This window comes from Actinocorallia libanotica, from assembly GCF_039525175.1.
Taxonomy (GTDB): Bacteria; Actinomycetota; Actinomycetes; order Streptosporangiales; family Streptosporangiaceae; genus Actinocorallia; species Actinocorallia libanotica.
On sequence record NZ_BAAAHH010000043.1, the window covers coordinates 22905 to 34328 of the forward strand.

Below are 11424 nucleotides of genomic sequence, written 5' to 3' on the forward strand. Positions count from 1 at the left end.
AATGAGCAGTGTGTTCCTGAGTGTCATCGTGCCTGTGCACGGCGTCCAGGGTTACCTTCGCCAGTGCCTCGACTCGATCCTGGAACCGGGGTGCCCTGGCCTCGAAGTGATCGCCATCGACGACAGGTCACCCGACGGGTGCGGCGCGATCCTGGACGAGTACGCCTCGCACGACCCGCGGGTGCGCGTCGTGCACCTGGAGGAGAACGTCGGCCTCGGCGAGGCCCGCAACGTGGGCCTGTCGCTGGCCACGGGCGAGTACGTCTGGTTCTTCGACAGCGACGACTACACCGCCGACGGCGCGATGCTGTCGGTGTACGAGCGGCTGCAGGAGACCAAGCCGGACGTCCTGATCTTCGACTACGCGCGCTCCTACTGGCACGGCAAGGTCCAGCGCAGCGTCATCAACAAGCTCTTCCGCGAGCCCCCCGCGCCCGACACCTTCGCCCTGCGCGACCGCCCGAGCGTGCTCCAGCTGATGATGACCGCCTGGAACAAGGCGATCCGCCGGGAGTTCCTGGTCGGCCTGGGCCTGAAGTTCAGCGGCGGGTACTACGAGGACATCAACGTCACCTACCCGATCCTCATGGCCGCCGAGAAGCTCAGCCTGCTGGACGAGGTCGTCTACATCTACCGGCAGCGGCGGCGCGGCGCGATCACCCGGACCGGCGGCAAGAAGCACTTCGACGCGTTCAAGCAGTACGAGCGCATCTTCGCCTTCATGGCCCAGCACCCCGAGACCGACCAGTACCGCCCCCTGATGTTCGACCGGACCATCTGGCACCTGCTGGTGATCCTGGGCCGCGGCGACCGGGTCCTGCCCGAGGACCGCGAGCGGTTCTTCGGGGAGATGTCCCGGATCTACCGCACGTTCCGGCCGGCCGACCACACCCTGCCCGAGGACGTCCAGCTCGCCGCCAAGTACCGGCTGATCGAGAAGAACAACTACCGGGCGTTCGAGACCTCCAAGAAGCTCAACGAGCGGCGCATCGCCGCCAAGAAGCAGGTCCGCAAGTACCGGGGCAAGGCGCGCAAGGCCGTGCGGTTCACCAAGGGCAAGGCCAACGGCCTGCGCTACCGCACCCAGCTGCACATGGCCATCGACGAGAACCTCGCCGTCTACGCCGCGTACTGGTACCGCGGCTACGCCTGCAACCCGGCCGCGATCTACGAGAAGCAGCGGGAGCTCGCGCCGCACATCAAGGGCGTCTGGGTGGTCAAGCGGGGCAACGCCGCCAAGATGCCCGAGGGCGTGCCCTACGTGGTGGCCGGCACCCCCGAGCACGCCCGCCTGATGGCCCGCGCCAAGTACTTCGTCAACAACGTCAACTTCACCGACGACCCCATCAAGCGCAAGGGCCAGGTCCACGTCCAGACCCAGCACGGCACGCCGCTGAAGAAGATGGGCCTGGACCAGATGGAGTATCCGGTCGGCGCCAACGACATGGACTTCCGCGAGCTCATCGACCGGGCCGACCGCTGGGACTTCCTGGTCTCCTCCAACCCGCTGTCCAGCGAGGCCTGGGACCGCGGCTTCCCCTGCGGCTACGAGATGCTGGAGACCGGCTACCCGCGCAACGACCGGCTGGTGCGGGCCACCGCCGCCGAGAAGGCGGCCCTGCGCGAGCGGCTCGGCGTCCCCGAGGGCAAGAAGGCCGTCCTCTACGCCCCCACCCACCGCGACTACATGAAGCGCTTCACCCCGCAGTTCGACCTGCGGAACGTCACCGAGGCGATGGGCGACGAGTACGTCCTGCTGCTGCGCGCCCACTACTTCTACCGGGCCAAGGACCGCGGCCTGCCCGAGGACCGCATCATCGACGTCTCGGCCCACCCCTCGGCCGAGGACCTGATGATCGCCTCGGACGCGCTGCTGACGGACTACTCCTCGATCATGTTCGACTACGCGGTCCTGGAGGACCGGCCGATCGTGATCTACGCCAACGACTGGGAGACCTACAAGCGCACCCGGGGCGTGAACTTCGACCTCGTCCAGCAGCCGCCGGGCGTCATCGCCTTCACCGAGGAGGAGCTGATCGACGCCTTCGCCTCCGGCCGCGCCTGGAACGACACCGCCGTCAAGGACCGCGCCGCCTTCCGCGCCCGGTTCTGCTCCTGGGAGGACGGCAGGGCGGCCGAGCGGGTCGTCCGCCGCGTCTTCCTGGGCGAGCAGCTCCCCAAGCCCGCCAAATAGGCAGTATTCACCACGAACCCTTCTTCCGGCCGGCGCGTCTCACCTGACGACCGGTCCGGAAGAAGGGTTCGTCGTCTTGAGAGCCACCCCGCTCCTGCTCGCCACCGCGCTCACCGCCACCGCGCTGGGCGCGCTCCCCTCCGCCGCGGCGGCCGAGGCCCCCGCGAAGCCGCACGACTTCAACGGGGACGGGCGCACCGACCTGGTCGTCAACGCCCCCGAGCTGAAGCAGCGCGGCCACGGCGACACCGGGGTCGTCGCGGTCGCCTACGGCGGAACCGGGGTGTTCGCCCGCCGCGGCGTCGGCCGCAAGCAGCTCATCACCCGGCACTCCCCCGGCGTGGACGCCGTCTCCGAGCACGGGGCGGGATTCGGGGAGGCGACGGCCTCGGCGGACTTCGACCGCGACGGCTACGCCGACCTCGCCATCACCGGGCCCAACGAGCACGGCGCCACCATCGTCTACGGCTCGGCCACGGGACTGTCGGAGCGCGTCGCGTTCCTGGAGACCGACGAGAGGCGCGGTCCGCTGCCCCGGCGCCTGGCCGTCGGCGACTTCGACCGCGACGGCCGCGCCGACCTGGTGCTGACCAGCACGACCAAGTTCTGGGTCTTCTCCCGGGTGGACAAGGGCGTGGACGTGGCGGCGCCCTTCCGGCACGCCTTCCTCTCCTACGAGATCCCGATGAACGACCTGCGGCCGGCCGTCGGCGACTTCACCGGCGACGGCAGGGACGACATCTTCCTCGCCTCCAGCATGGACCCGCACTTCACCCGCCTGGTGAAGGCGACGTCCTCCGGCTTCGCCGCGCCCGTGGCCGTCCCCGAGCTCCGCCAGGTCCGCACCGCGGTCGTGGGCGACTTCAACGGCGACGGCCGGGACGACCTCGTCACCCGGCGCGCCAGCAAGATCTACATCCGCCTGGGCGGGTCCTCGGGCCTGCGCGGACCGAAGCTGGTGAAGAAGGTCTCCTCCGGCGACCCCGTCCCCATGGCCGTCGCCGACGTCGACCGCGACGGCCGGGACGACCTGGCCGTCGGCTTCCCCGGCGCGGGCCCCCGCAAGTCGGGCCAGGTGGTCCTGATCTACGGGAGCAGGAGCGGTCCCACCACGAAGAAGGCGCGGATCATCCACCAGGGGACGGCGGGCATCAAGGGCGGCGCCGAGAAGGGCGACGCCTTCGGCTCCGCCGTCCGCCTGCTCGATGTGACCGGCGACCGCCGCCCCGACCTCGTCATCGGCTCCTCCGGCGAGGACAAGGCCGCGGGCCGCCTCCACGTCCTGATCAACCGCGGCGGCGCGGTCTCCACCAAGGGCGCCCGGCAGTACACGCCGAAGTCCTTCGGGCTCCAGGGACGCCGCCTCGGCTCCCACCTGTCCGCCTGATCCGGTCTGCTTCTCCGCCCCTGACACGGGCAGCGGTTTCGGTCACGGTCCGGGGCAGGACACCGCAAAACCATAATTCTTTCTTAAAGTCCGGTAAAGTCCTGCCCGTACTTCTTGCGTGACCCAGGAGGTCCTTGGTGCTGGGACAGAGACGGTTGTGGTCCACCCTTCTGACGGCGGTCTGCGCGGTGGGGTTGGCGGTGGCCGTTCCGCAGAGCGCGTCGGCGGCGAAGGTCAAGTCGCAGATCGTCTTCAACAACCCGCTGGACCCCCAGGGCGCCAAGCGGATCGAGGACAAGATCTACGACCTGGTGAAGGGCGCGCGGGCCGGCTCCAGCATCCGGCTGAGCGTCTACCGGTTCACCAACGCCAACGGCATCGCCGACGAGCTCATCGCCGCCGACCGGCGCGGGGTCGACGTCCGGGTGATCGCCGACTCCGGCGCCACCGACCGCAACAACGGGCAGCCCACCGCCTATGAGCGGGTGCTGTGGGCGCTGGGCGCCAACAAGGTCACCACCTGCCCGGAGAACCGCGGCTGCATCGGGACCAAGCTGAACCACACCAAGTTCGTGCTGTTCAGCAACACCCGCGGCACCAAGAACGTGGTCGTCCAGACCTCGCAGAACCTCAACGCCACCGGCGGCACCACCACCGACTGGAACGACGCGGTCGTCCTCGCCGGCGCCGGCGGCACCTACAACGCCTACCGCAAGTACTTTGACGACCTGTGGAACCGCAAGGTCATGCCGAACTACTGGAAGAAGCGCGGAGGCCAGGTCGCCAGCCGCGAGGCCACCGTGCAGTTCTTCCCCAAGGCCAGCGGCGACCCCATCGACAGCATGCTGCGCAAGGTCCGCTGCTCCTTCACCTACAAGGGCCGCAAGGGCGCCACCCAGATCCGCATCGCCACGGGCGCCTTCAACAACAAGCGCGACTGGCTGCTGAAGTCCCTGAGCTCCCTGCAGAAGAAGGGCTGCCTGATCGAGGTCATCGTCACCGTCGACCCCGGCGACGTCAGCCGCACCGCCGTCGTCACCGCGCTGCGCGCCGCGGGCATCAAGGTCTACGACTTCGGCCTGTACTCCAGCCCCAACCCGATGCACTCCAAGTACATCCTGGTCCAGGGCGGGATCGGCAAGAGCGTCGGCAAGTGGACCTGGACCGGCAGCGCCAACCTCACCTGGGGCTCGCTGCGCCAGGACGACGAGACCATCGTCCAGCTGAAGAAGGTCGGCTCGATGGGCCCGTGGAAGATCCACGACACCTACCGCTGCAACTTCCGCCGCGCCAAGGCGCAGTTCCTCGGCAAGCCGATGCCCTGCAAGGGCTGACGCCCCCTTCCGCGACAGAGAAAGAAGGGCCGTGCCGCTCACAGCGGCACGGCCCTTCTCCGTCTTCTCAGGCCCCGGAGCCCCTCGGCCCGAAGACCCGGTCGACCACCCTGCCCGCGGCGGCGCCGTCGTCCAGCGAGCAGAACCGCTCGTGGAAGACGTCGTAGGCCGCCGCGTACTTGCGGCTCACCTCGTCGACGTCGCGGATCGCCGCGATCAGCTCGGCCGAGGTCTCCAGCAGCGGCCCCGGCGCCTCGCGCTCGAAGTCGAAGTAGAAGCCGCGCAGCTTGTCGCGGTAGTGCGCCAGGTCGTAGGTGTAGAAGAGCATCGGCCGGCGCAGCCCGGCGAAGTCGAACATCACCGAGCTGTAGTCGGTGACCAGCAGGTCCGCCGCCAGGTACAGCTCGCCGATGTCGGGGTAGGAGGAGGCGTCGTACACGAACGGCCGGTCCGGCGCCCCGTCGACGACGTTGGGGTGCAGCCGCGCCACCAGCACGTGGTCGGCGCCCAGCTCCCGCTCGAACAGGTCGAGGTCGATCCGCCAGTCGGACTTGTAGCGGCCCACCCCGTAGAACTGGTCGTCCCGCCAGGTCGGCGCGTACAGCACCACCTTCTTGCCGTCGGGGATCCCCAGCAGGGCGCGCACCCGGTCGGCGGTGCGCCGGGCGTCCGGCGAGTGGAGCAGGTCGTTGCGCGGGTACCCGGCCTCGATCAGCTCGCCCTCGAACTTGAACGCGCGCTGCAGGATCGGGGTGCTGAAGGGGTTGGGCGAGACCAGGTGCGTCCACTCGGGCAGCCGCGGCTCCTTCTCCACCGAGGCCATGGCCTTCTGCATGCCCGGCGAGTAGGCGAAGTGCACCTCCTTGACGTCCCGCCCGATCTTCTTCAGCGGGGTGCCGTGCCAGGTCTGCAGCACGATCTGGTCGGGGTGGCGGTGGAACCAGTCGCCCAGCCGGTGGTTGGTGACGATGTACCTGGAGGAGGCCACCGCCTCGTGCCACTCGACGCCGTTCAGCCGGACCGGCTTGACCGTGGGGGGCAGCTCCACCTGGCCGTCGCCCACCACCCACAGCTGCTCCAGGGGGCTGCCCCGGCGCACCAGCTCCTCGTGGATCGCGCGGGGGCTGTCGCTGTACTGGCGCCCGTTGAAGCAGGAGAACAGCACCGCGTCCCGCAGCCCCGTCTCCTTCACCCGCAGCCGCGCCTCCTGGCGCAGCTTGGACCCGGCGCTGGTCTCCTCCGGGCGCAGGTCCGAGCCGACGCCGACGACCAGCCTGCCGTTCTGGTTCTCCAGCGCATAGGGGCGCCGCGCCACCTCGACCGGCTCCGGCAGCCGCACCGACTCGGCGATCTGCAGCGCCAGCGGACGGCCCTGCGCCTGGTACAGCAGCTCCCACCTGCCCTGCCGCAGCGGCAGCGTCCCGGCCAGGGTGCGCATCCGCGCCAGCGGCAGCCGCGCGCGCCCGTCCTCCAGCGCGAAGCGGTAGTCCAGCTTGCGGTTGCGGCTGCTGAGCACCAGCGTGCCCGAGCCGCCGTGCGCGGGGTGCTCGCCCCCGACCGTGAGGACCCCGTCCGCGTCCAGCTCCAGCGACCGGACGGTGAACCGCGCGGTCCGCAGGCTCAGCCGCAGGTACCCCGACGGGTTGCGGCCCGCGATGGCCTCGCGCTCGCCCAGCAGCCGCCGGATCGGCTCGACGTCCTCGGCCAGCACCATGGGCACCTCGTCGAGGAAGGCCCGCCACACGACCGTGTCGTCCAGGCGGCTCTCGTCGGCCCGCACGTCCAGCAGGTCGGCCAGCGGCAGCCGGGCGGTGAACCCGTCGCCGGTGGCCGTCACCGGGACGGCGGCCTCGCGGTCCATGCGGACGAACTTCAGCCGCTCGGGCACGCCCGAACGGACCTTTCCGGTGATCTCCAGGGCGTCGCCGTCCCAGCGCAGCCCCGTCACCCGCACCCGGACGGTCTCGACCCGCAGCCGCAGTGTCTTCTCCACCACCTCGGGGACGATGCGGACGTCGTCCTCGACGTAGGCGTAGGGCGGGTTCGCCCCGGAGCCCGACGTGCCCGCCTGGATCTTCCCGCGCCGGAACACCCCGGCGTTGAAGACCGCGGCGTCCAGCTCCCAGACGCCGTCCTTCCAGCCGCGGGCGCCGCGCAGCAGCCTGGGGTTGATGGTGAACTCCATCCCCCGCCACGCCTTCTTCACCAGCTTCTTGCGGGCGGGGACCACGATCCGGCGGCTGCCCTGGCGCAGCACCACGCCCTTGACCGAGGTCCACCTGCGCCGCATGCCGACGGAGTTGATGTAGGCCTCGCCGGAGATGACGAGCTTCCCGTCGCGCCACTCCACCGAGGTGGCGCGGCTGCGCAGCTTCAGCTCGTCCCGCGCCCGGTAGACGTCCTCGGGGACGGCGAGCTTGTCGTCCTTCCAGTACGGGTAGACCACGTACCTGCGCAGGGGGCTGCGCACGATCGACGGGCTGGACTTGCCCCGCTCGTAGCGGACGACCTTGACCAGCTCGGTGGTGAGCCGCCGGGAGGCCAGGTGCCACTTGAGCCGGCTGAGCGCGGACAGCCGCTGGAACAGCCGGGGGTCGACCCGCTCGGTGTAGCGGGCCGCGAGGTCGATGAGCAGCTCGCGGTCGGCGGGCTCGCAGTCGGGCAGCGCGTTCAGGAACACCTTGAACTCCCGGCCCAGCACGGTGAGGTGGAACCGCCGCCGCGCCGAGGCCCGCCAGTGCCCCTCCAGCATCCGCTCGATCCACACGACCGCCGCGAAGCCGTCGGCGATCTCCCGCGCGTCCGTCGTCGCCGGGGGAAAGAGCTCCCTTCTGCGGTAAACCGTCATCTCCGGCAGAACCTCCACCGAGGAGGCCAGGAAATGTGCGGGAATCGCCACGGCCAGGTCCTCGTACCGGGAACCGTCGGGAAAACCCAGACCCGCGGACTCCCAGAACGAACGGCGGAACAACTTCCCCGTCACATATCTGTCATGGAGCAGAGAGGAATGCCGCTTGATGTGGGCGTGCCGCAGCCGCTTGGCGAAGGCCTCCTTGTGGGTGTAGGCGCGCCAGGCGCCGCCCGACTCGGTGATCACGCTCACGTTGCCGGTGGCGAAGTCCGACCGCGAGCCGGCGAGCGCGTCGTGCAGGAGTTCCAGCGCCTGGGGCGGGATCCGGTCACCGCCCTCCACGAAGGACAGGTACTCCCCCCGCGTCTCGGCCACGCCGAGTTCGTACGCGGCACCCCGGCTCAGCCCCTCGCCCTTGACCGCGCGGAAGCGCGAATCGGGCAATTCGATTCCGGTGCCGGCGGCGGTGCCGACGACCACCGCCTCGAAATCGGAAAAGGTCTGCCTGGCCAACGACTCCAGGCTTTCGGCCAGATGATTTCCGGCCCCGTGGGCGAGGACGACGACACTGATCATTGAGGCTTCTCACAAGGTCGAAGAGAGATCTCCCGAGTTTAGGGCAGGATCCCTCCGGTCATCCCGAACATGTCTTCGGGCGGGGCGGGGGGCGCGGTCCTCGGTTCAGACCGGTTGGAGCTCCTCCTCCCTGCGCGCCGCGGACCTCTGCGGTCCGGGGGCCGCGCGGCCGGACGGCGCCAGCAGCACCAGGACGATGAGGACCGCCAGGACGCCCAGGGCCGCCGAGACCCACCAGTTGTTCACCGGGTCGCGGACGAACGGCATCGGGTCGGGCCAGGGGTTCCCGGTGAACTGCGGCACCCCCGGCAGGTAGCCGAGCGTGCCCGCGGCCAGCCGTGTCTGGAAGAGCCCGTCGACGCGGGTCGGCGGCACCAGCGCCAGCAGCGGGAAGATCAGCGGGTCGTACCAGGGGTGCTGCACCGGGGAGAGCAGCAGCAGCGCCGCGCCGCACGCGAAGGACACCCGGGCCGCCCGGCCGGCGGCGTCCGGCGCCGGGGACAGCCGCCACAGCAGGACCGCCAGGACGGCCAGCCCGCAGGCGTACCCCCAGGTGGCCATCTGCTCGTGCGTCATCTCCACGCCCCAGCGCGGGAGGTAGCGCCACGGGTTGGTCGGCGCCACGTCCCCCGCCTTGTCCAGCAGGATCTCGAACGCCGCGGGGCCGGCCAGCAGGTAGGAGCCGAGCCCGGTCGCGGTCACCCCGCCGGCCAGCCCCGCCAGGGCGGCCGGGGAGCGGCGCGCGACCCAGGCCAGGCCGAGCCCGGCGAAGAAGAACGGCGCCTTGACACCGCCGGCGATCCCGATCAGCGCTCCGGCGTACATGCCCAGGGCCCAGCCGGGGGCGGGCGTGCGGCGCAGGAAGACGGCGAAGGCCAGCACCATGGCGGCGGCGCCGTAGACGTCGGCGTGCGCGCCGGCGACGCAGGCCCACAGCATCAGCGGGTTGCACGTCCACAGCAGGTGCGCCCGCACGGGGTCGCGGGCGATCCGGTGCAGCACCGCCGCGATCAGCGCGAAGGCCGCGCCGGCCGCCAGCTTCAGCAGGAAGACGATCTTGAACATGGACGCGCCGCCGACCGCCGCCGCGGCGGCGAAGGCCCAGTTGGCGACCGGCCCGTACACCGAGGGCGTCTTGCGCCAGGCCTGCGGCGAGTACTCCCCCACCGGGTCCTTGGCGTCGATGAGCGCCTGCGGGATCGTCTGGTACGGGTCGAGGCCCAGCGCGCCCATCCGGCCGTAGAGCGCGTAGCTCTGCACGTCCGTGGAGCCGCCGACGGGCACCAGCGCCAGCAGGAGCGCGGCGGCCAGACCGCCCCACAGCAGGGTGCGGGCCCGCGGCCGCCAGCCCCGGCGCAGCGCGAAGAGCCCCAGGCACACGCCCAGCGCGCCGAGCCCGACCATGGAGAAGGTCAGCAGGACGATCAGCCGGGCACTGGGGTCGGCCTCCAGCGACCAGCCGCCCCCGCTCTCCGGGACCGTGTTGGAGGGCCCGAGCAGACAGGCGTAGGCGCCGAGACCCACCGAGGCGCAGATCAGCAGGAGAGCCGCGGCTCCCGCCCCCGAGGATTTCGCAGACATCGCGGTAAGAATAAACGGCAGGTCAACAGCAGGCGGCCCTTCGCCGCGCGCGCCCGCACCTCGAAACCGGGGAGATCGACGCGGTTGCGCCGGGTCGTCATGAGGCAGTCCACCCGGTAGCGGGCGATGATCGCCTCCCGCTCGGCGTCCGTGGCGTCCCGGGCGAAGAAGCGCCGCACGTCACGGCGTCTCGCCGCCTCGTCCACGAAGGGGTAGGGCCAGCCGGGGACGACACTGTAGGCGCCCTTTCCGTTGGCCAGCCGCCCCGGCCAGGTCCGGTCACCGAGCACCACCATGCCGGGTTCGATCCTGCGGACCAGCCGAGCGTAGGCGGTGCGGGGGTCGCGCGCCTTCCAGGCCTGGAGCGTGCGCGGGGAGACCGGCTCCCACCAGGCGCGGATCAGCCCGCCGCTGTTGCCGTACAGGCCGACGGCGCAGGCGACGGCCGCCGCCCCCGCGTAGACGGCCTTGCGCGCGTCCCACCCGGGCGCGCCCAGGTAGGAGGCCAGGGCCAGGTGCAGCGGCAGCAGCGCGACGGGCAGCACCCTGGCGAACCCGTAGGATCCCGTGATCGCGCCCAGGCCCACCGCGGAGACCGCCAGCACGCACAGCAGCAGCAGTTCCCTGCCCAGCGGCCTGCGGTCCACGCCGGTCACCAGCGCGGGCAGGCCGGTCAGCGCCAGCCCGTAGTGCCCGAGGCCGAAGTCCCCGCCCAGGTCCAGGATCAGGCCCTGGTGGATGCGGGAGAGCCCGCCGGCGGCCGCGGGCAGCGCCGTCAGGTCCGACCAGGGCCAGGCCAGGGCCAGGACGACGGCCGCGGCGCCCGCGGCGTACTGCCCCCTGGCGCGCAGCCGGGCGGGCCGGGCCAGCGCGAAGGCCAGCAGCCCCAGGAGGGTGTTGAGCGCGGTGAACGGGTGGATGAGGACGATCAGCGCCAGCAGCGGCGCCAGCGGCGTCCAGCGGGCCTCCAGGTAGGCGCGCCAGGCCAGCAGCATGAGCGCCGTGGCGGTGAGGCTGGGGTAGGCCATCGTCCACGACAGGGAGTACAGCCCGAAGAAGCCGCTCCACTCGTGCGGGCGCAGGCCCCACAGCAGCAGGGAGAAGACGACGGCCAGCGCCCCGGTCGCGGGGCCGCCCAGGAGGCGGCAGAAGCGGATCAGCGCCCACAGCCACAGGGCGACGTTGGCCAGGCCCGCCAGTTCCAGGGCGGTCCGCGGGCCCAGCCCGGCGATCTTCGCCACGGCGGCCAGCGCCACCATGTACGGGGAGTAGTAGGGGCTGCCCTCGACCGCGCCGACCAGCGGGTCGACCGGGGACCACGGGTCGCGCAGCAGGCCGTGCAGGGTGCCCAGGTGCAGCCGCATGTCCCCGGCCCAGCTGTGCCGCAGCACCACCAGGACGGCCCAGCCGAGCACCAGCGCGCAGACCGGCGCCCACGGGGGCGCCGGCCGCGGTGCGCGAACCTCGGCCATGCTCACCCATCGTAGTAACATGCCTGCGA

Annotated in this window: 6 protein-coding genes; 3 read left to right on the forward strand and 3 right to left on the reverse strand. The window is 71.3% G+C overall.

Annotated features, from left to right (window positions below; translation table 11 throughout):
- Position 1: 1 nt before the first annotated feature.
- The 3 genes from ABD140_RS34130 to ABD140_RS34140 all read left to right on the forward strand — a co-directional run bounded on the left by ABD140_RS34130 (position 2) and on the right by ABD140_RS34140 (position 4915).
- Positions 2-2194: a bifunctional glycosyltransferase/CDP-glycerol:glycerophosphate glycerophosphotransferase gene (locus ABD140_RS34130; protein ID WP_344246031.1), complete on the forward strand. Its 2193-nt coding sequence runs from the start codon at positions 2-4 to the stop codon at positions 2192-2194.
- 76 nt (positions 2195-2270) lie between these two features.
- On the forward strand, positions 2271-3581 hold the full coding sequence (locus ABD140_RS34135) for an FG-GAP and VCBS repeat-containing protein (RefSeq protein ID WP_344246033.1): 1311 nt from the start codon (positions 2271-2273) through the stop codon (positions 3579-3581).
- Positions 3582-3718: 137 nt separating this feature from the next.
- Entirely contained in the window at positions 3719-4915 is a 1197-nt protein-coding gene (locus ABD140_RS34140; protein ID WP_344246035.1) for a phospholipase D-like domain-containing protein, read from the forward strand.
- 67 nt (positions 4916-4982) lie between these two features.
- On the opposite strand, the gene ABD140_RS34145 is transcribed toward ABD140_RS34140, so the two are convergent.
- From ABD140_RS34145 to ABD140_RS34155, 3 genes are all read right to left on the reverse strand, one after another.
- Entirely contained in the window at positions 4983-8342 is a 3360-nt protein-coding gene (locus ABD140_RS34145; RefSeq protein WP_344246037.1) for a bifunctional glycosyltransferase/CDP-glycerol:glycerophosphate glycerophosphotransferase, read from the reverse strand.
- A gap of 105 nt (positions 8343-8447) precedes the next feature.
- Positions 8448-9923 carry an MptA/MptB family glycosyltransferase gene (locus ABD140_RS34150; protein ID WP_344246039.1) on the reverse strand — a complete coding sequence of 492 codons (1476 nt, stop codon included), beginning with the start codon at positions 9921-9923 and terminating at the stop codon, positions 8448-8450.
- Entirely contained in the window at positions 9878-11395 is a 1518-nt protein-coding gene (locus ABD140_RS34155; RefSeq protein WP_344246041.1) for a hypothetical protein, read from the reverse strand. Before ABD140_RS34155 ends, ABD140_RS34150 begins: the two co-directional genes overlap by 46 nt.
- Positions 11396-11424: the final 29 nt, after the last annotated feature.

Excerpts from the sequence above, each read along its gene's own strand:
- ABD140_RS34155 (WP_344246041.1), bottom strand. The coding sequence starts at position 11,395 with ATGGCCGAGGTTCGCGCACCGCGGCCGGCGCCCCCGTGGGCGCCGGTC.
- ABD140_RS34150 (WP_344246039.1), bottom strand. The coding sequence starts at position 9,923 with ATGTCTGCGAAATCCTCGGGGGCGGGAGCCGCGGCTCTCCTGCTGATC.
- ABD140_RS34130 (WP_344246031.1), top strand. The coding sequence starts at position 2 with ATGAGCAGTGTGTTCCTGAGTGTCATCGTGCCTGTGCACGGCGTCCAG.
- ABD140_RS34145 (WP_344246037.1), bottom strand. The coding sequence starts at position 8,342 with ATGATCAGTGTCGTCGTCCTCGCCCACGGGGCCGGAAATCATCTGGCC.